Genomic DNA, 20,034 nt, shown 5'->3' on the forward strand with positions numbered 1-20,034 from the left:
CCCGATGAACGACGGGCCCGGCGATCCCCAGGGGATCGCCGGGCCCGTTTCACTTCAGGGCTTCGGCTCTCAGGCCTCGGAGGGCTCCGGGGCCTTCTCCTTCTCGGCGGCCGGGGCCAGCTCGAAGTCGAGGATCTCGAACGTGCCGTCGGCGAGGTCCGCCTTCTCCGCCAGCTCCACGCCCTGGCTGCGGGTGGCGGACAGGACGTCCTCGCGCACCGGCCCGAAGCCCGCGAGGGTGGCCGCGTTCCCCGCGAGCTTCATGCGGGTGACGGCCCGGCCCACGCCCGCGCCGGACTCGCTCTTGCGCTTGTTGATGGCCTGCTGCGCGGCCTCGGCGATCGCGAAGGAGGCCGGGTTGGCGGGCTGCTCGATGCCCGCGAAGGTGCGCGCGTCGGGCCAGCGGGCGCGGTGGATGCTCTTGCGGCCCGACTCCTCGGCGAAGGCCCAGCTCCACACCTCCTCGGTGATGTAGGGCAGCACGGGCGCGAACAGCCGCAGCAGCACGTTGAGCCCCAGCCGCAGCGCCGCCACCGCCGAGCCGCGCGCCTCCTCACCTCCGGAGGACTCGCCACGCGCACGGGCCTTCACCAGCTCCAGGTACGTGTCCGTGAAACTGGCCCAGAAGAAGCTCTCCGTGTTGGCGAGCGCCGGGGCGAACTCGAATTCCTTGTAGGACGCCGTCGCGGCCTCCACCACGCCGGCGAGCTTCGCCACGAAAGCGCGGTCCAGCTCGTGGGTGATGGGGTGCTCCTGCGCCGTCTGGCTCAGCACGTACTTGCCGGCGTTGAAGAGCTTCGTCACCAGGCGCTTGCCGACCTTGAACACCTTCTCGTCGAAGGCCGTGTCCGTGCCCAGGCGCGCCGAGGCCGACCAGTAGCGCACCGCGTCCGCGCCGTAGTTCTCGAGCAGGTGCATGGGCGTGATGACGTTGCCCTTGCTCTTGGACATCTTCTTGCGGTCGGGATCGAGGATCCACCCGGAGATGAGCACGTGCTTCCAGGGGATGGAGTCCTCGTGCAGCATCGCCTTGGCGATGGTGTAGAAGGCCCACGTCCGGATGATCTCGTGGCTCTGCGGGCGGATGTCCGCGGGGAACAGCTTGCGGTGGCGCTCCGGATCCAGCTCCCAGCCCGAGGCGATTTGCGGCGTGAGCGAGCTGGTGAACCAGGTGTCGAACACGTCCGACTCGGCGGTGAAGCCGTTGGGCTGGTCGCGCTGGCCGGCCTCATACCCGGGAGGCACGTCCACCGTCGGATCCACCGGCAGGCTCTCGGCCGGGGCGATGATGGGCTTGTCGTGGACGGGGTTGCCGTGCTCGTCCAGCGGGTACCACACGGGGAACTGCACGCCGAAGTAGCGCTGGCGGCTGATGCACCAGTCGAGCTGGAGGTTCTCCGTCCAGTTGCGGTAGCGCGAGCCCATGTGCTCGGGGTGCCACTTCACCCGGTCACCGAAGCGCAGCAGCTGCTCCTTCTTGTCCATGAGGCGCACGAACCACTGGCGCGTGGAGATGAACTCGAGGGGCTGGTCGCCCTTCTCGAAGAACTTCACCTCGCGCTGGATGGGCTTGGGCTCGCCCTGCAGCGGGATGCCCATGCCGGGCTTGGAGGCGCCGTCCTCGCGCCGCAGCAGCTCCACCATGGCCGTCCGGGCCTGCTTCACCGACTTGCCCAGCAGGCCCGCGTAGAAGCCCTGCGCGACCGGGGCATCCAGGCTCTCCCAGCCCTCCTCCCCGAAGGTGATGGCCATGAGCCGCCCGTTGCGGCCGATGATCTGCCGCAGCGGCAGCTTCTGCTGGCGCCACCAGAGCACGTCCGTGGCGTCACCGAAGGTGCACACCATGAGGATGCCGGTGCCCTTGGTGGGGTCCGCCAGCTCGCTGGGGAAGATGGGGACGGGGACGCGGAAGAGCGGGGTGATGGCGCGCTTGCCGAAGAGGCCCTTGTAGCGCTCGTCGTCGGGGTGCGCGGTGACGCCCACGCAGGCGGCCAGCAGCTCCGGCCGCGTGGTGGCGATGGTGAAGCGCGCGTCCGAGCCCTCCACGCCGAACTCGATGTCGTGGAAGGCGCCCGCCTGGGGCCGGTCTTCCACCTCGGCCTGGGCGACGGCCGTCTGGAAGTCCACGTCCCACATGGTGGGGGCCTTCACCGAGTAGGCGTGGCCCTTCTCGTAGAGGTCGAGGAAGGAGAGCTGCGCCAGCTTGCGGCTGTCGTCGTCGATGGTGGCGTACTCCTCGGACCAGTCCACCGACAGGCCGATGCGCCGGAACAGACCCTTGAAGACCTGCTCGTCCTGCTGGGTCACCTGGTGGCACAGCTCGATGAAGTTGGGGCGGGAGACCGTGCGCGGCGGCTGCTTGGAGGCCTCGGCGGTGGCCTGCTCCAGCTTGAGGCCGGGCTCGTGAGGGGTGCGGACGTCCGCGCGGACGTTGAAGTAGTTCTGCACCCGGCGCTCGGTGGGCAGACCGTTGTCGTCCCAGCCCATGGGGTAGAAGATGTTCTTGCCGAGCATCCGCTGGTGGCGGGCGATGACGTCCGTGTGCGTGTAGCTGAAGATGTGGCCCACGTGCAGCGAGCCGGACACCGTGGGCGGCGGGGTGTCGACGACGAACGTCTCCTCGCGGGTGCGCGCGGGATCGAAACGGTAGGTGCCCTCCGACTCCCACCGGGCATCGAGGCGCTTCTCGATGGTCTCGGCTTCGAAGTGCTTGGGGAGGAGCTCAGGGTTGATGGAGCGGAACGTCTTCATGGGGGGGCAAGATGCCAAGGAGGCGTGCCCTCTGCTACTGAGATCTCCAGCGGAGTTCCCTCCGGTGTGGGGGCCCGGCGCCTTGGGCTTCTGGGGCACTGGGAGCCCGAAGAGAGGCGGGGGATGGCGCACCCGGTTGAAGGCGGTCCCTCTCCTGCTTGTATTCCCACCATGACGTCCTGGACGCGTAAGCGCGGAGCATGCCGGGTGGGCTTGCCACTGAGCTGCACGCTTGACCCTCCAAGTACTCGATGGGTCGGTTCACAAAAATACCGTGCCCTACCTTTCTACTGAATGACCAGCGACCGCCTGAAGGCGGGTGGGGGAGGGCAGCATGAGTCATTGCAGGACTGGCAGCCGTGGATGGAGAAACCCGTATTCCCATCACTGGGGTGTCATGGGGCTGGGTGGCATCGCTCTGCTCGCTTCCACGCCCGTAAGCGCTGGTGAGGATCCGTCTACTTTCAAGGAGTGGCTTCAGAAGGTGGTCTACGATCGCCTCGGTGTCTGGGGGCTCCTGGCGCTAGCGATCATCGCCCTTCTTGTTCTCGTGTGGTGGCAGTGGGACCACGTCAAGAAGCAGCCCGGTGTGGCAGGTCCGCTCCGGCGATTCTCCCAGAAGCCGCTCCCCCATGCGGATCCCAACAGGTTCAGCATCGCCCTGGCTCATCTGGAGCGCGACAGGAACGAGGAATACGAGAACCTCATCAGAGCGGCGGTCCAAGATGTTCAAGGCATTCAGATCCTCAAGATCGACAGGACCATTGAGCTCGCTGGTTCCGTGCCACAGGAGCATGAGAAAGCCGGTCAGGACCTGGCGAGGGAGTATCTTGAGGCGATGGGGGCCGACGCCCTGATCTGGGGCGAAATCATCCGTGTAGAGGACAAGAGCTTTCCCAGGCTTTCGCTAACGACCTCGCGCGACATGGATCGTAAGCGGCAGTGGAGGCCCTATGCATGCGATGAGAGTCTGAATCTTCCGCTGATTTTCTGGGAAGACCTGGTGAAGGTTCTCCAACTCCTGGTGATGACACAGGCCACGGAATTCGAGGACAGCCAAGGCCACTACGACGCCGACAGGCTGAGACCGTTCATTCTCAAGGTTCGCCGCATGCTGGAGAGCAGTGAGGAGATGAAGGGCTGGAATCCGCATGATCGTGCGAATGCGAGGTTCATCTTTGCGAATGCACTGACGAATCTGGGCTATCAGGCCGGAGAGAGCCAGTTTCTCCTGGAGGCGGTGGAGGCCTACCGGGAGGCGCTGAAGGAGATGTCCCGGGAGCGCGTGCCCCTGGCCTGGGCGGCGACGCAGAACAACCTGGGCACGGCACTCAGGACGCTCGGAGAGCGGGAGGGGAGTGCGCAGAGGCTGGAGGAGGCAGTGGAGGCCTACCGGGAGGCGCTGAAGGAGAGGACCCGGGAGCGCAGGTCCCTGGCCTGGGCGGGGACGCAGAACAACCTGGGCACGGCGCTCAGTACGCTCGGAGAGCGGGAGGTGAGTACGCAGAGGCTGGAGGAGGCGGTGGAGGCCTACCGGGAGGCGCTGAAGGAGAGGACCCGGGAGCGCGTGCCCCTGGCCTGGGCGGCGACGCAGAACAACCTGGGCACGGCACTCAGGACGCTCGGAGAGCGGGAGGGGAGTGCGCAGAGGCTGAAGGAGGCGGTGGAAGCCAGCCGGGAGGCGTTGAAGGAGATGACCCGGGAGCGCGTGCCCCTGGCCTGGGCGATGACGCAGAACAACCTGGGCACGGCACTCAGGACGCTCGGAGAGCGGGAGGGGAGTGCGCAGAGGCTGAAGGAGGCGGTGGAAGCCAGCCGGGAGGCGTTGAAGGAGATGACCCGGGAGCGCGTGCCCCTGGACTGGGCGATGACGCAGAACAACCTGGGCACGGCGCTCAGTACGCTCGGAGAGCGGGAGGGGAGTGCGCAGAGGCTGGAGGAGGCAGTGGAGGCCTACCGGGAAGCGCTGAAGGAGAGGACCCGGGAGCGCGTGCCCCTGGCCTGGGCGATGACGCAGAACAACCTGGGCGCGGCGCTCAGGACGCTCGGAGAGCGGGAGGGGAGTGCGCAGAGGCTGAAGGAGGCGGTGGAGGCCTTCCGGGAGGCGCTGAAGGAGATGACCCGGGCGCGCGTGCCCCTGGACTGGGCGGCGACGCAGAACAACCTGGGCACGGCGCTCAGTACGCTCGAAGAGCGGGAGGGGAGTGCGCAGAGGCTGGAGGAGGCAGTGGAGGCCTACCGGGAGGCGCTGAAGGAGAGGATCCGGGAGCGCGTGCCCCTGGACTGGGCGGCGACGCAGAACGACCTGGGCACGGCGCTCAGTATGCTCGGAGAGCGGGAGGTGAGTGCGCAGAGGCTGGAGGAGGCGGTGGAGGCCTTCCGGGAAGCGCTGAAAGAGAGGACCCGGGAGCGCGTGCCCCTGGACTGGGCGGTGACGCAGAACAACCTGGGCACGGCACTCAGGAGTCTTGGCGAGATCAGGAAGTCATCGAGCCTGGTTGGCGAAGCCGTGTCGTTGCACCTCTCTGGCTGGGAGGTGTTTGATGGTCCGGCACCAGCCAATGCGTCGATAGCGCTTGCTGGTATCAAGCAGGATATCGACGCCTTGTGGCGCAGTTTGGGACCCCAGGCATTCCAGGATTGGTTGAAGGGGCACGAGCAGCTTTTCGCACGGCTCCGACAGATTGGTGCGCTCGCTGCTACTGCCTGAGAAGAATCGCAAGGGAGACAACGCCGCGAAGTGATGGTGCGGCGGATCCGCGCGGAGGCTCACTTCGTGTTGAGCATGGCCACGGTGAACGCGCGCAGGGCGCTGAAGAGGCGCGCGGAGACCTGCTCGTACCGTGCGTGGGCCTCCTCCGTGTCGAAGGCCTGGTCGTTCCACGAGCCCATCCCGCCGAAGACGTCCGCCACCGCGCAGGCCACCAGCCCGCGGAGCTTCTCCTCGGAGGGGTGGCACGGCTCGAAGTCGGAGACGGCGTCGGCCTTGCGCCCGAAGACCTCGCCCGCCCGCGCGCTAAAGCCCGCGGCCTTCAGCGTCTCCTGGAGGGCGTCCACCCGCTCTGGAGAGAGGTCCCCCGTGAGCCGCAATCCGCCGTCCTCGAGCACGAAGCGCGCCAGCTTGAAGGCTTCGAAGAAGGGTGAGTCCTGCTGCCCGGCGAAGGACTCCGCCTCACGCAGCGCCCCGAGGAAGTCCTCCCGGAAGCTCCGCGGTAGGCCGGGCAGGGGAGTCGAGCAGCGGGGGCGCGTCCTCGAGCTTCCCGGAACAGGTACATCTGATACCCCTCGGTGTTGGGCGCCAGGCGCAGCTTCTCCCGCTCCAGGAGGATCCCCTTGTCCTGCTTCCGCTCCTCCGGCGAGGGCCCGAGGTGCCTCACGCACCCGCGCAGCGCCTCGGGGATGATGGGCTCGACGCCATGCCCCCGGCAGCACCCCTGCCACTCCTGCGTCAGGTTGCCCGTCGGCAGCTCCCGGTGGGCCTCGGGACCCCCGTCCCGGAGCTTCGCCGCGATGGACTCCGCCGTGTAGGGCGCCTCGCCCTCCGCCTGGAACTGGTTGAGGTTCCGGGCGATCCGCTCCCAGATCTCCCGCGCGAAGGGCTGCGCCTCCACCAGCGCCACGAAGTCCTGGGCCGTCGCCTCACTCTCCAGGTACAGGCGCTCTTCCGAGGGGATGAACTCGTGCTGCCGGTCCGGGCCGAGCATCTGGCGATCGAAATCGTCGGGATCCGACGTGTGGAAGAACGGGCGGTAGGCCTCGGGGATGCTCTCCACCGCGCCCTCGCGGCGGACGGTGGATTGCAGCGCGCTCATCAGATCGCCACCCAGGAAGTCGAGCAGCTCCGCTCCCTCGCGGGAGCCCAGGTAGCGCCCCACCTGGGAGGCCTCGACGGCGGGCCGGCCATTGAGTTCGTTGGAGTCGGTGATGACCCGCGCCCAGGCCTCGAGGACCTGCTCCGCGTTCGGCTGGAGGAGGGCGAGCTCCACCAACTGTGCTGGCGTGATGAGGCTGCGGCGGCTGAAGACGGTCTCGAGCAGGTAGACCGAGGGGATTCCGCGAGCGCGGATCGCCAGGGCGAGCCCCTGCGTGTTGGCGAACGCGGCGGCGATGTGCTCGGGGAGCCCTTCCGGCGCCAGGGTGCCGAGATCCAGTGCACGCGCCTCCAGCGGCCCTTCCGTGCCCAGGCCCTCGAGCCAGTCCATCAGTGGCAGCTCGCGTCCATCCCGCAGGCGGGCGCCGAGGGAGCAGGTGTTGGGCCTCGCGAGGCGGTGCAGGGACCAGGAATCACCCAGCATCGCCTCGAGCCGCGTGAGGATCTCCGGCCAGTGCGTCCGCTCCTTCGCGAGGAGTGAGGTCACCCAGGCCACCACCAGGTCGTCGAGCTTCATCCGAGGGTCTCCGTCCAGGATGGGACGCGCCGCCCACTCTACTTCATTGACGGAAAGGCCGGGGTCGGGTGGCATCGCCCCCTGATGCCAGGAAGCCCCCCTCCACCCGAGGGCCCTCATGACGAGCTGCTCTTTCGCACGTTCGCGGCGGCGATGCCTCACATCGTGTGGACGTCCGCGGGAGGCGGAGCGGCGAGTGAATTCAATCCCGCCTGGCACGCCTTCACGGGCCTTCCCACGCGGCTGCCAGGCGACGCCGCGTGGCTCACCGTGGTGCACCCGGACGAAGTGAGCGCGGCGGAGGCCGCATGGGAATCAGCCCGTGCCACCGGGGGGCGGTTCGAGCTCGAACTCCGGTTGCGCCGCGCCGACGGCGTCTATCGCTGGCACCACGTCCAGTGTGTGCCGGTGAAGCATCCGGAGGGCTCGACCCGTTGGCTGGGCAGCGCCACCGACATCCACGAGCGCAAGACCCAGGAGGCCCGCTTCGAGCACGTCGTCGAGGTGTCCGGCATCGGGGTCTGGTTCTGCGACCTGCCGCTGACGACCGTGACGTGCAACGCCATCTACAGGCAGCTCTATGGCCTTCCCGCCGAAGGGCCGGTGACGGGGGAGATGCTGTACCGCGCGATGCACCCGGAGGATGTGCCGCTGGCGAACGAGGCGGTCCGGCGCGCGGTCGAGGACCGGGAGCCGTACCTTCTCGACTTCCGGGTGGTGATCGGCGAGGGCGAGCAGGCCCTGGTCCGGTGGCTTCAAGCGACCGGCCGCGTCTTCTACGATGCCCACGGCCGTCCGGAGCGGTTCGACGGCATCACCCGCGACATCACGGCCCAGCGGCAGCTCGAGGAGTCCCTCCGGCGGACGCTGCTCGAGAAGGAGGAGTCGCTCCAGACCCTGGAGCGCCTCCATGCGAAGGGCCAGTCGCTGGCCGCCGAGCTCCAGGCCGCGATCACCTCGCGGGACACCTTCCTGTCGATCGCCTCGCACGAGCTGCGCACGCCCATCACCTCGATGAAGATGCAGACGCAGCACATGCGCAAGCGGATCGTCAACGATGGTCCGGCCGCGTTCTCCCCCGAGCGCGTCACCCGCCTGGTCGAGCAGTCCGAGCGCTCCATCGGCAGGCTCAGCAGGCTCGTCGAGGACATGCTCGACATCTCGCGCATCGCCACCGGCCGGTTGAACATGCGGTTCGATCAGGTGGACCTCAGCGAGCTCACGCGTGACATGGTGGACCGCTTCATGCCGCAACTCAGCGAGGCCGGCCACACGCTCGAGCTGCAGCTCTCGCCCGGCCTCGTGGGCAGGTGGGATCGGGAGCGGCTCGAGCAGGTGCTGGCCAACCTGCTCACCAACGTCCTCAAGTACGCGCCGGGCGCTCCGCTGAAGGTGCGCACCCTGAAGCAGGGGGCCTCTGCCCTCCTTGAGGTCGAGGACCGCGGACCGGGCATCGCACCGGAGGATCATCACCGCGTCTTCGAACGCTTCGAGCGGCTCTCCGACGCGAGCCACGTCAGCGGCCTCGGGCTGGGCCTCCATATTTCCAAGCACATCGTCGAGGCGCATGGCGGAATGATCCGGGTGCACGGCGCCGTCGGCCAGGGGACGCGCTTCGTCGTGGAGCTCCCCCTCTCGGGACCCTCGGAATGAGAGAGCCCCGAGCCCGCGAGGAGGGGAGGGGGAGCCCATCCGCTCGGCTGCTCTCCTGGGCCCCCGCCTGTAGAAGGCTGTAGAAACGGGCTTCACCCCCGGTCCGGATTCCTGGGAGAATCGTCGAGTGTGCTAAACAACGCACCTCAGACTGACCCTGCCCCCCTATGCTGGAATCCCTCTCCGTACCGAAGCGACGTGTAGCGGCCCAGTTCGTCCTGCCAGGCGGTGCCTCGCGCAATGTGGCCGTGTTCCTCGCCGAAGCCGCTCCCGGACATACCGGGGGTGAGCGGCTGTCGGACCTGCTCAACAACAGTGGCTCGCTCTTCATCCCGGCCGTCGACGCGGACACCGAGGCCATGACGTTCGTGCACTGCGAGAACCTCGCCCTGGCGCGCGTGGCCGCCGAGCTCGAGCCCAACGTCGTCGATCAGTTCACCATCCCCACCGAGCACGAGGTGGAGGTGACGATGATGGACGGCCAGAAGCTGCGTGGGCTCATCACCTACGTGCTGCCCGAGGCCCACTCCCGCCTCACCGACTACCTCAATCACAGCGCGCCCGCGTTCTTCCCCGTGTTGGAGGGGGAGCGTGTCGCACTGGTCAACAAGCGCCACGTCGCCTACGTGGAAACCCTTCGCCGCTGAGAAGTCTGAATAGCCATGGCTCGGTTCGACGCCTTCATCGAGAAGCTCTACAAGGAAGCCGGTGTCGCCATCATGTTGGAGACCGGCAGCGGCATCAATCTGCGGACCGCCGCGGGCAACGTCCCCATGGTCAAGGCGGGGCTCAACTCGCAGCAGATCATCGGCGCGCTCTCGGAGATCCTCCCCGCGGACATGCGGGGCAGCTTCCCCACCGAGGGAGTCTCCACCTTCTCCTATGCCGCTCCCGCTGGCGCGGTGCAGGTGAAGGTGCAGAGCGTCTCGGGCCACCTCAAGGTGGCGCTGGTGCCCCAGAAGGCGGCCCCGGCCGCCAACGTCGTCGCGGTGCCGCTCCCGGCCCCGGGCCCCGCCGCCCTGGACCTGCCGCCCGCCTCCGAGGATGACAAGCTGGAGCTGGCCTCCCCGGCGGACATGATGGACCTGGCCGCCCGCGGTGCCGGTGGTGCCTTCACCGCCGGCCCCGGCGCCGCCCCCGCGCGTGCTCCCACCGCTCCGGCCGCCGGGCCCCGTGCCGTTCCCACCGCCGCGCCGGCCGCCGCGCCCGCCGCCGCCAAGGCTCCCGCCGCTCCCGCCGCCGAGGCCAAGTCCTCCATCCAGGTGATTCCGGTCAACGACGGGCCGGACTCGGACGCGGGCCAGGCCCTGCATGCGCTGCTCAATCGCATGCTCGACAAGAAGGCCTCCGACCTCCACCTGTCCAGCCAGGTGGTGCCCATGCTGCGCATCGACGGCGACATGGTGGCGCAGGAGGACTACCGGCCCCTCACGCACGATCGCCTCAAGGCGATGCTCTGGAGCATCGCTCCGGAGAAGAACAAGAAGCAGTGGGAGGAGATGCGCGACACGGACTTCGCCCACGAGACCGATCGCGCCCGCTTCCGCGTCAACGTCTTCGAGGACCGCAAGGGCATCGGCTCCGTGATGCGGCAGATCCCCACGAAGATCATGTCCGCCGAGGACATGGGGCTCTCCAAGCACATTCTCGACCTGTGCTACCTCAGCAAGGGCCTGGTGCTCGTCACCGGTCCCACCGGCTCCGGTAAGTCCACGACGCTGGCCGCGATGATTGACTACATCAATCGCAATCGCGAGGACCACATCATCACGATCGAGGACCCGATCGAGTTCGTTCACCCGAACAAGAAGTGCCTGGTGAACCAGCGCGAGGTGCACGTCCACACGCACGGCTTCAAGAACGCCCTGCGCGCCGCCCTCCGCGAGGACCCGGACATCGTGCTCGTCGGCGAAATGCGAGACCTCGAGACGATCGCCATCGCCATCGAGACGGCCGAAACGGGCCACCTCGTCTTCGGAACGCTGCACACCAACACCGCGCCCTCGACGGTGGACCGCATCATCGACCAGTTCCCTGCGGACCGGCAGGAGCAGATCCGCATGATGCTCTCCGAGTCCCTCAAGGGCGTCATCTCGCAGATGCTGGTCAAGAAGATCGGCGGAGGCCGCGTGCCCGCGCAGGAAGTGCTCCTGTGCACCAGCTCCGTGGCCAACCTCATCCGCGAGGGCAAGACGTTCCAGATTCCCTCCATCATGCAGACCTCGCGCGGCATCGGCATGCAGACGCTCAACGATGCCCTGTTGGATCTGGTGAAGAAGAAGCTCTGCGAGCCCAACGACGCCTACATCAAGGCCATCGCCAAGGGCGAGTTCAAGCAGATGCTGGAGCGCTCGGGCTTCAAGGTCGATCTGTAAGACCTCCCGGGCCATGGAGGAGGAGAAGCCGTCCAACGTCATCGAGCTGTCCGAGCGCCGCCCGACGCCGAAGGAGCTGCCCGCCTTCGCGCCGCCCGCGGTGCCGGCGGCCGATCCCCGCACGGATGAGTTCTGGTCCTTGATGGAGCCCTTCTTCGATGGGCTCGAGGTCATCCAGGGGCAGCTCCTCTCCCGGCTCATTCCGCTGGCGCTCCCGGAGCTCAAGCGCTTCCAGCTCTCCACCCTCCGCGAGCACGTCCGCAAGCCGTGGGGGTTGTCGGAGGAGCTGCTGAAGGAACTGGAGGCGCGGCTCGGCTCGCACCCGGCCCGGCTCCGCAAGGCGAAGTGGTTGGATGCGCGCGGGTACATCCTCGGCACCGACCACGTCATGCGGGGCGTGGAGAACGCGCGGCCGGGGGAGACCGGCGTCATCCTCGGGAGGGATCTCTTCCTGCTCGAGGATGGCCGCCTGGGGCTCGTCGAGGTGGTGGGCACCTGGGTATGGAAGATGGGGCTCCACCACTACGACACCCTCACCACCGTGGGGGACGCGGCGCTCATCGAGCCCGAGGAGGCCGTGAAGACGTTTCCCCTGCAGCGTCTCATGGGCGGCCTGCGCAGCATCCTGTGGTTCGACCGGGGGAGTCCCCTCCACCCGCCCGAGCCGGAGCTCGAGACCCGGCGCAACCGCTTCATGGCCCTGGTGAAGGAGCTCTCCAAGGCCACGGCCGCGTACAACGAGCGGCTCCGCCGGGTGGGGTTGGAGCCCCGCTAGTCCAGCGAGGCCTGGTCCGCGAAGAAGACCACGCGCCCGCCGCTGGCCGGGCTGGTGGAGCCGTTGTAGCCCTCGGTGACCGTCCAGAGGTTGGTGCCGCTGCCCGTGGCGTGCATGCCCTCGGGCATCCGGGCCCACTGGCCGCTGCCGGACAGGTACGCCTTGCGCGAGGCTCCCGTGGACACCTTGAAGAGGGCTCCGCTGTAGCGCGTCGAGCTCAGCCAGTACGAGGTCGTCGCCGTCGTGGTCATGATGGGGGCCACGCCCTGCACGTTGGGCTCGTTCATGATCCACGCGCGCTCGGGCGCCACCACGCCGCTCACCGTCTTGAGGCGGTACGTCGTGGAGTCCACCGGCCAGCGGTAGAGCCGCCCGCCGAGCCCCGGCGTGGAGCCGTCATGGGGGCAGCCCGTGCCGGTGTTGTTGCAGTACTCGCCCGAGAGCAGCACGTCCGTGGTGCCGCGCGTGTCCTTGCCCAGGAAGGAGAACTTGGGGCGGCAGGGGCTGGTGATCGTCGAGGGCACCACGTACGCGCTCACCTGGGGCAGCACGTACTTGTAGCCGTAGGCGCACCACTCGGTGCCCACCTTGCCGATCGCCGTGTCGCACGTGGTGCTGGTGCTCACCTCGCGGATCTGCGTGAGATCGAACACGCGCACGCCGTCCCCGGTGTCGGCCATGTAGAGGTAGTTGCCGTACCAGGCCAGGCCGCCGCCGTGCTCGGGGATGGTGGTGAAGTTGCCCGCGCTGGTGGGCCGCACCAGCAGCAGGTGCCGGTAGTTCACCGCGCTCAGCGACATGTCCGAGATGTCCGCCACCGAGACGCGCACGCCCTTGTCCGGGCTGCTGAGCGTGTAATGCCAGGCGACGATGGCCACGTTGGTGGTGCCGGACACGCCCGCCGTCATGCCCTGGGGCACCCAGTCCGGGGTGGCCATGTCGCCGTCGTTCCAGCGGAAGCCGCCCTTGTAGCCCACCGCCGCCGGGTGGTTGGTGGAGGTGAGCACCGGGCCCGCGCGGTTCAGGTCCCGCAGGATGGCCGGCAGCCCCAGCGCCGGGCCCACGCCCGTCATGTACGAGGCGTAGGTGCTCCACGTGTTCTGGTCCTGCAGCTTGAGGCAGCTCGCGTCATGTGCCGTCAGCGGCGCCCCCTCCGTGAGGGCTTGCTGCCCCGTGCCCGTGGTCTCGTCCCCGGGCTCCGGCTCCACGGCGGGACCGCATCCCGCGAGCCCGGTCCCCGTCAGCCACGCCGCGATGAAGAGTCTCCGGGTCTTGTTGAAGCCCATGACGTCTGCCTCCTGGAAATAAGGAAAGACGCGACTTACATGAGTTTGTGTGATGGATACAGTGGCTTCGGGGATCGACGGGGAGGGGCCACGGTGGGGAGAACGGGAACGGACACCCTCACCCCGTCCCTCGGTTAGCCCGGATTTGTCACACCGGGCACGGACATAGGGCTGGTGTCGCGGCGTAGCCTGCTGGTGGCCGCGAGCCTGGCCTCGCGTCGGTTCTGGCTCCGGTAACGGGCAAAGCTCCGCCCTCTCCAGCCGGAGTCGGACCCGCGCGAGGTTGTCAAAGAGCTGCGGACGTCAGGAGGGCGCGGGGACGGAGAGCAGTTGCTCGGCGATGCGCGCGAAGAGGTCTCGCACCGGGGCGGCAGCGCTCAGGGACAGGACGACGCGGCGGACGCTCACGCGGACAATGGCAGCGACCTTCAGCAGCTTGAGCCGGAGGGTGCCCGCCTGCGCGCGCTCGAGTTCCGTGCCCTTCAGGCCGAAGTGCCGCAGCAGGTTGAGCAGCACGTAGGCCACGGAGGCAAACCACAGGCGCAGTTGGTTGGCGCGTAGGGTGTGGGCGCTGGTGCGGTCGGCGAAGAGGTCCAGCTGCTGCTCTTTTATCCGGTTCTCCATGTCGCCGCGCGCGCAGTAGAGCTCCTCGTAGAGCGAGCGCGCGGGGTGCTCCTTGTCGGACAAGGACGTCACGACGAAGCGCGGGTTGTGCTTGTCGCCCAGCCACTCCGCCTTGGCCACCACGCGGCGCTCCCGAGTCCAGGAGTCCTGAGTCCGGTAGCGCAGCTCGCGGTAGGCACGTGTCGGTGCTCCATCGCGTTCCTCCAGCGACACCTTGCGCACCAGCTGCGAGTCCGCCGCAATCATCTCCTCCAGCCGCTTGTTGCGGGCCAGGCCGAAGACGAAGTCGACGCCGTTGTCTTCGCACCACGTCATGAGGCCATCTCTCGCGAAGCCAGAGTCCGCACGCAGCACGATGCGTGTGGCGGGCCAGCGCGCGCGAATGCGGGCCACAATGCGCTCCACCTCCTCCAGTGCGCCCTCCGACGCGTCGATGCCGGAGGTCCGCAGCTTCGCGCACAGCAGGAAGTCTCCGGCGAAGATGTAGAGCGGCAGGTAGCAGTAATTGCCGTAGTAGCCGTGGAAGAAGCGGCCTTCCTGCGTGCCGTGGATGGGGTCGTCGGTGGCGTCCAGGTCCAGCACCACCTCACGCAGCGGACGGCGGTGCGCGTCGAGGAAGGCGTCGACGAAGAAGTGCTCAATGGCTTGCGCGTCGTAAACCACTTTGCGGTAGCGCGCCTGCGCCGTCGCATCCGCCGGCGTCAACTCCAGCCGGTTGAGCGTGCTGGGGCTGGCCAGCTGCCGCGCCGGGTCCGCCTTGCCCACCACCGCTGCCAGCAGCGGGTCATGACGCAGCGCCGCGTGGTCCACCAGGTCCTCGTAGCCGCAGGCGATGCCGAAGACGCGCTGGCGCACCAGCTCCTCCACCGAGTGGTGGATGAGGTCCGGGTCGCGAAGGTCACGAAAACAGGCCGCGAACTTGCGCATCAGCCCGAAGCGCTGGTCGAGCCGATGCAGCAGCACCAAGCCCCCATCGGAGGAGATGTGCTCCGCGTCGAACGCGGCCACCAGTTTTCGGCGGCCAACGGCATCGAACTCCAGCTGCTTCGGGGTACACTCTGTTTTCACCGCGTAGCTCCTACCGGTAGATGGAAAGCCTTGAGAACTCTCCACTTATCAGTCGGCCGCTACGCGGTGCTCCCTCTACACGTGATCGATCCGGGTTAGGGTCTCCTCCATGGTCACCGGGGCGAGCGACGGACTCCAGGCGTACCTCGATGAAGTGCCCGGGGGGCGGCCGCTCCCGGATTGGATCTGGGGGCTGTCGCGGTGGGGCAAGATCGTCCTCGTCCGCGCCGCGTCCGCCATCGCCGAGGCCTGTGTGGACCGGTGGCGCCAGGGAGCCCCCAGGGACGAGGGCTGGCAGCGTCACTTCGCTTCGGCGACCCTTCCGGAAGAGTCCCTGATGGTTCTGCGCGCGTGGCTGGAGCGGGGCGCGCCGCCCGGGGACTCCGGGATCGAGTCATGCACCGCGGCCCTGCGCGACCTGATCGGCAATGCGGAGTTCTATGACGACGAAGCCGCGACCTGGGGCGGCGGCGCCGAGCGCGAGCAGGCCGCGGCCTCCGGGCGTGCCATCCTGATGGCCCTGGAAGCCGCTGTGTGGACGGCGGAGCGCGCGGCCGAGGGCATTCCGGACGAGGCCGAGCGCCAGTCGATGGTGAGCGCGGGGCCCGCGCCGCAGGTCTGGGAAGCCGTCCGGGCATACCGTCATGCACTCTCGGAGAGGCTCGGAGGCCACGGTCCGCGAGCTGATCCGTGACGCGCTCCGCGCCAGGTGACGCCCTCCGGGCGCGTTGTCGACCGACTGGTCCGATTGTTGGACCAGTTGCCGAAGCCCGGGAGTCAGGACTCCGCGTTGGCGGACTGGGGCTCGGCGAGCGCCTGGGCCGGGGAGGGCACCTGCGCCGCGCGGGCCTGGAGCCGCGAGCCCACCAGCGAGAACAGCGCTCCCAGCGAGCACACCGGCTTCGCGTCCGGCTCGATGATCCGCATGGCCAGGAAGGCCGCGGCCACCCGCGCCACCGAGGACAGCACGAAGAGCACGTGCAGGTTCACCCAGAGGTGGCCTCCGAGGACGAACTCCGTGGGTAGCAGGCTCGCCAGTCCCCCGCCCAGCGCCGAGGCCGCCGCGTAGGCCAGGCCTCCCGCCGTGGAGAACGCCGCCAGGTAGAAGGGCCGGCCCCGGCGCGGCGCCACCGACAGCGGCAGCGCGAAGGCGGCCAGTCCGTGGCCTCCCCAGAGCACCCCCGCCAGCACCACGTCCGCCAGCAGCGGCCAGAGGAAGGTCGCCGTCGGGAACAGCCAGATGGCCGGGATGAAGCCAATCCCCAGCGAGCACGCCAGCAGCACCGGCTGTGCCCCCAGCCTGTCGATGAGCCTGCCCCACACTGTCGCGGTCAGCATGCGCATCCCGGCCACCGCGGCCAGGTACAGGGCCATCGTCAGGAAGCTCATCTTCAGGTTCTTCAGCATGTGGAACGAGTAGAAGGGCGCGGAGATCCCCACCGCCGCGTTCCACGCCACCTGGTACACCAGCACCCGGCGCGCCCGCTCGTCCTTCAGCGGCAGCAGCGCCACCTGGAAGTCCAGCTTCGCCTTCTCCCTGTCCGGCGCCGGATCATGCTGGCGCGCCATCAGCGCCGTCGTCACCACACCCGCCACGCACGCCAACGCCGCCAGCAGCGGCAGGCCCAGGCCCACGCCCTCGGGCGGACGCAGCTTGTCCATCAGCACGCCCGCCACCAGCGACGTCAGCGTGCCTCCCAGCGTGCACAGCGCCGTGCGCCGGCCGAAGAAGCGCCCCCGGATGGACTCGGGCACCAGCTCGCCCATCCACGCCACCCAGGCGTTGTTTCCAATCACTCCCAGCACCGCCGACACCGCCGCCACTCCCACCAGCAGCCGCTGCTGTCCCTCCAGCCCCAACGGCAGCCACGGCAGCACGCACAGCGGCAGCATCACCTGGCGCGACAGGCACACCGCCGTCAGCGCCACCCGCCGGTACCCGAAGCTGGACGTCAGCCACGCCGCCGGGAACTGCACGAACTGGGCGAAGAAGGGCAGCGCCGTCATCACCCCCACCAGGAAGGGCCCCAGCTTCAGCGCCAGCGCCCACGCGGTGAGCACCGTCGCACCCGCACACGCGGTGAAGACCTCCGCGACGATTCCCTCGGACACCGAGGCCTTCAGCGACTGGCGCAGGGCATGGCGCGCCGCGTCACCCGGCTCGGACGTCGGGGTGGTGCTCGCGGGGGGCGCCCCCATCAACGGGGCGGCGGAACCCGGCAGCGAGTTTCCGGGCCGGAAGAGGGGGACGGCGGTGGCCAGGGCAGCGAAGCTGCGGAGGACGTGGCGGCGCAGGACGGCGAGAGACACGCGGACCCTTGAGGCGGCAGTGGTGCGGGAGCGCCCTGCTCTCTCTCATGACGCACCGCACCCACTCAAACCGGCCCCCGGCGCCCGCTCGCCCCCCTTCCGGGCCCCGGCGCCTGCCCGTCCATGCAGCAAACAGGTGCAGTTCACGCGGTCTTGAACTATATGAACGGCGCAGAGGGAGAAGAGGGGTACATGGAACTCGCGCGTGAGCTGGCGGACTTTCTGGGGAGCGTGGAGCAGCGGCTGGGCACCATGCTGGCGGACGGGGATGCGGGCCCGGGTGTAAAGGGCGACACGCTGATGGAGGCCGCGCGCCACCTGTGCATCGGCACCGGCGGCAAGCGCGCCCGCCCCATGCTGGTGCGCCTGTTCGGCGGCGCCGTCAACGTCGCCCCCGAGAAGCTGGTGGACGTGGCCGTGGCCGCGGAGATGATCCACTCCTCCAGCCTCCTGCACGACGACGTGGTGGACGCCGGCATGTACCGCCGCGCCCGGCCCACGGTGAACGCCCGCTGGGGCAACATCGTCGCCGTCATGAGTGGAGACCTCATCCTCTCCACCGCGCTGCACCGCCTGGCCCACCTGGACGCGCGCCTCACCCAGACGGCCCTCTCCGTGGTGGTGGAGATGTCGCGCGCCGCCATCACCGAGGTGGAGGCCCGCGGCAACCTGGAGCTGCCCCTGGAGCGCCTGCGCTTCATCGCCGAGGGCAAGACGGGCTCGCTCTTCGGCTGGTGCGGCAGCGCCGCCGCCACGCTCGCCGGCCAGCCCGAGGCCGCCCAGCGCTTCGATCTCTTCGGCCGGCGCTTCGGCGTGGCCTTCCAGATCGCCGATGACATCCGCGACGTGCTCGGCACGGACCCGGGCAAGCCGCGCTACGCGGACGTGCTCTCGGGCACGCCCTCGCTGCCCATCCTCCTGGCGGTGGCGCGCGACGGCAGCCTGAAGAACAAGCTCAAGGACGCCTGGGCCTTCACCACGGTGAACCCCGAGCGCACCCGCGCCATCGGCGATGCCATCGAGGCCACCGGCGTCGTCGAGCTGGCCATGGAGCGGATGAACAAGGAGCTGGAGGCCGCCGTGGACGCGCTCGGGCCGTACGCGCAGCAGGGCACGGGCACGGAGCTGGTGGACTGGGCGCGCAAGCTGTCGGTGGGCATCGCCGCCCAGGCGCAGGAGCGGAGCCGCGCCGCATGAAGGGCTACCTGTGGACGAGCGGTCTCGAAGCGGCCCGGGGGGAGGGCTCCAGCAACGGTCACCTCGCTCCCTGGGAAGCCATCGCCATCGACGCGGTGGGCAACGTCATTGAATTCTGGGGCTTCAAGCGCAACCAGGGCCGCGTCTGGGCCCTGCTGTACCTGCGCGGCGAGCCCCTCACCGCCGGGGAGCTCGAGCGCGAGCTGGAGCTGTCCAAGGGCGGCGTGTCCATGCTGCTGAGGGACCTGGAGCGCTGGGGCGTGATCCGCCGCGTGCGCTCTCCCCAGGACAGCGCCTGGCGCTATGGGGCGGAGACGGACCTCATCCGCATGGTGTCGCACGTGATTGAAGAGCGGGAGGCGGGGTTCATCGAGCGCATCCGCGCCGACCTGGCCGAGGCCCACCGGCTGGCCCTGGAGACGGGGAGCGTTCCCCGTGAACATCTCGCGCGGCTGGAGAAGATGGCCACCCTTGCCGAGCACGTGGAGCGCGCGCTACGGCTGTTCATCAAGACGGCGCGCCTGGACGTGGGCGGCATCCTCGGCGCGCTGCGCGAGGACTCGCCCCGGTCGTGAGGCGGCCCGGGAGGCACGCATGGACTCGCATTACGATCAGGTCATGAAGGCGCGGAGCACGGCGGATACGGCGGCCATGAAGCTGTACTTCGCCTACTCGACCATCCTGGACCGGGCGGCCTTCGAGGAGTGGCGGGCTCAGCACAGCTACGAGTTCTTCGAGCTGCCCGAGGGCAAGCTGGCCGAGGCGCTGGATGTGGACCTCGTGTACGACTTCCCCTCGAGGTGGTGGGGCGGGCGGGTGGCGGGGCTGACGGACGCGCCGGGGAAGAGCGTGTACGGGCGGCTGTTCGAGATTGGTGGGAAGGACTGGCCCATCATCCAGCACAAGGAGGGCGCGGTGACGAGCATGTGCGTGGAGCGGCTCGTGCGCGTCCGGGTGGAGGGCCAGGAGCTGCAGGCCACGGCGTTCGTGACGTCGCCCCGCCGCGCGTCCACCGAGGGCCCCATCAGCCAGCGCTTCATCGAGGCCCTGGTGCGCGGCGCGCAGAGCGCCGGACTGCCCGCCGAGTACATCGAGCGGCTGCGCCGCGGGGAGTAGGGGAGGGCGGGTCGCCAGGTGCTGGGGCGGTGAGGGGTAACTCGCCGCACATCACCGCGTTTGGCGGCCCCTTGCTCTTACCTGCGCTTCAGCCGCTTCCCTTGGAAATCAGTGGTCTCGTCGCAGTCTGCTGCCCAGTGACCCGAGCGGCCACAACGTAAGCATGCATCGCTGTCCACGAGGTGGAGACGAGCGTGGATTTTCGGTTTGAGAGCGGTCAGGTTCTCAACGCGATTGTCCTGCTTATCGCCGTTGATGTGGTGGACATGGAGGTCTGGGGAAAGCGGGTGGCCCAGATGGTTCTCCATGGCTCTTCGGTGGGTGAGTACCCACTGCCCCAGATTCTCGTCGTAGAACTCCTTGTAGCCATTGGCGTTGGTACGAGTCTTGAGCTTGCCCGGCACTAACGATGCGCGCCCGTGGTTGCGCCTGGGGCTGGCGCTGTCGGGTACAGGCGTGCTCATGGTGCTGCTGCTACCGGCGAAGTTGGC

16 protein-coding genes are annotated in these 20,034 nt (G+C 68.7%); 9 read left to right on the plus strand and 7 right to left on the minus strand.

What is annotated here, in order from left to right:
• Nucleotides 1–69: 69 nt before the first annotated feature.
• Complete coding sequence (gene valS, locus ACN28I_RS04755) at nucleotides 70–2,751, minus strand: valine--tRNA ligase (protein ID WP_420940953.1); 2,682 nt, start codon at nucleotides 2,749–2,751, stop codon at nucleotides 70–72.
• Nucleotides 2,752–3,235: 484 nt separating this feature from the next.
• On the opposite strand from valS, the gene ACN28I_RS04760 reads away from it, so the two are divergent.
• The gene (locus tag ACN28I_RS04760) at nucleotides 3,236–5,461 is read left to right on the plus strand and encodes a tetratricopeptide repeat protein (protein ID WP_420940954.1); all 2,226 of its coding nucleotides are present in this window, start codon (nucleotides 3,236–3,238) and stop codon (nucleotides 5,459–5,461) included.
• Between the two features lie 59 nt (nucleotides 5,462–5,520).
• Here the strand turns inward: ACN28I_RS04760 and ACN28I_RS04765 are convergent, their stop codons facing one another.
• On the minus strand, nucleotides 5,521–5,808 hold the full coding sequence (locus ACN28I_RS04765) for a hypothetical protein (RefSeq protein WP_420940955.1): 288 nt from the start codon (nucleotides 5,806–5,808) through the stop codon (nucleotides 5,521–5,523).
• Nucleotides 5,784–7,139 (minus strand): hypothetical protein, encoded by a 1,356-nt coding sequence (locus tag ACN28I_RS04770; protein WP_420940956.1) that lies wholly within the window; start codon nucleotides 7,137–7,139, stop codon nucleotides 5,784–5,786. The genes ACN28I_RS04765 and ACN28I_RS04770 overlap by 25 nt, the downstream gene beginning before the upstream one ends.
• Nucleotides 7,140–7,223: 84 nt before the next feature.
• Between ACN28I_RS04770 and ACN28I_RS04775 the strand changes: the two genes are divergently transcribed.
• The 4 genes from ACN28I_RS04775 (at nucleotide 7,224) to ACN28I_RS04790 (ending at nucleotide 11,942) form a co-directional block, all read left to right on the plus strand.
• On the plus strand, nucleotides 7,224–8,792 hold the full coding sequence (locus ACN28I_RS04775; RefSeq protein WP_420940957.1) for a PAS domain-containing sensor histidine kinase: 1,569 nt from the start codon (nucleotides 7,224–7,226) through the stop codon (nucleotides 8,790–8,792).
• A 248-nt stretch (nucleotides 8,793–9,040) separates the two neighbouring features.
• Nucleotides 9,041–9,439 (plus strand): hypothetical protein, encoded by a 399-nt coding sequence (locus tag ACN28I_RS04780; RefSeq protein ID WP_420940958.1) that lies wholly within the window; start codon nucleotides 9,041–9,043, stop codon nucleotides 9,437–9,439.
• Nucleotides 9,440–9,454: 15 nt separating this feature from the next.
• The gene (locus ACN28I_RS04785) at nucleotides 9,455–11,167 is read left to right on the plus strand and encodes a type IV pilus twitching motility protein PilT (RefSeq protein ID WP_420940959.1); all 1,713 of its coding nucleotides are present in this window, start codon (nucleotides 9,455–9,457) and stop codon (nucleotides 11,165–11,167) included.
• 13 nt (nucleotides 11,168–11,180) lie between these two features.
• Nucleotides 11,181–11,942, plus strand: coding sequence for a hypothetical protein (locus tag ACN28I_RS04790; protein WP_420940960.1), 762 nt, complete (start codon nucleotides 11,181–11,183; stop codon nucleotides 11,940–11,942).
• Here the strand turns inward: ACN28I_RS04790 and ACN28I_RS04795 are convergent.
• A complete protein-coding gene (locus ACN28I_RS04795) occupies nucleotides 11,939–13,228 on the minus strand; it encodes a hypothetical protein (RefSeq protein ID WP_420940961.1) in 1,290 nt (429 codons plus the stop codon). The genes ACN28I_RS04790 and ACN28I_RS04795 overlap by 4 nt on opposite strands.
• A 303-nt stretch (nucleotides 13,229–13,531) precedes the next feature.
• Complete coding sequence (locus tag ACN28I_RS04800; protein ID WP_420940962.1) at nucleotides 13,532–14,920, minus strand: IS1380 family transposase; 1,389 nt, start codon at nucleotides 14,918–14,920, stop codon at nucleotides 13,532–13,534.
• A 109-nt stretch (nucleotides 14,921–15,029) separates the two neighbouring features.
• On the opposite strand from ACN28I_RS04800, the gene ACN28I_RS04805 reads away from it, so the two are divergent.
• A complete protein-coding gene (locus ACN28I_RS04805; RefSeq protein ID WP_420940963.1) occupies nucleotides 15,030–15,614 on the plus strand; it encodes a hypothetical protein in 585 nt (194 codons plus the stop codon).
• 83 nt (nucleotides 15,615–15,697) lie between these two features.
• On the opposite strand, the gene ACN28I_RS04810 is transcribed toward ACN28I_RS04805, so the two are convergent.
• Nucleotides 15,698–17,230, minus strand: coding sequence for an MFS transporter (locus ACN28I_RS04810; protein WP_420940964.1), 1,533 nt, complete (start codon nucleotides 17,228–17,230; stop codon nucleotides 15,698–15,700).
• Between the two features lie 192 nt (nucleotides 17,231–17,422).
• Here ACN28I_RS04810 and ACN28I_RS04815 point away from each other — a divergent pair, with 192 nt between their 5' ends.
• Genes ACN28I_RS04815 through ACN28I_RS04825 form a run of 3 tightly spaced genes read left to right on the plus strand, consistent with a single transcriptional unit; the run spans nucleotide 17,423 to nucleotide 19,543 of the window.
• A complete protein-coding gene (locus tag ACN28I_RS04815; protein ID WP_420940965.1) occupies nucleotides 17,423–18,427 on the plus strand; it encodes a polyprenyl synthetase family protein in 1,005 nt (334 codons plus the stop codon).
• Nucleotides 18,424–19,002, plus strand: coding sequence for a GbsR/MarR family transcriptional regulator (locus ACN28I_RS04820; protein ID WP_420940966.1), 579 nt, complete (start codon nucleotides 18,424–18,426; stop codon nucleotides 19,000–19,002). The genes ACN28I_RS04815 and ACN28I_RS04820 overlap by 4 nt, the downstream gene beginning before the upstream one ends.
• A 19-nt stretch (nucleotides 19,003–19,021) precedes the next feature.
• Nucleotides 19,022–19,543 carry a gamma-glutamylcyclotransferase gene (locus ACN28I_RS04825; protein ID WP_420940967.1) on the plus strand — a complete coding sequence of 174 codons (522 nt, stop codon included), beginning with the start codon at nucleotides 19,022–19,024 and terminating at the stop codon, nucleotides 19,541–19,543.
• A gap of 77 nt (nucleotides 19,544–19,620) precedes the next feature.
• Here ACN28I_RS04825 and ACN28I_RS04830 read toward each other — a convergent pair whose 3' ends face one another.
• A complete protein-coding gene (locus ACN28I_RS04830) occupies nucleotides 19,621–20,007 on the minus strand; it encodes an HNH endonuclease (RefSeq protein WP_420940968.1) in 387 nt (128 codons plus the stop codon).
• Between the last annotated feature and the right edge of the window lie 27 nt (nucleotides 20,008–20,034).

Origin of the sequence: Archangium gephyra, from assembly GCF_049060025.1 — a bacterium.
Lineage (GTDB): Bacteria > Myxococcota > Myxococcia > Myxococcales > Myxococcaceae > Archangium > Archangium gephyra_A.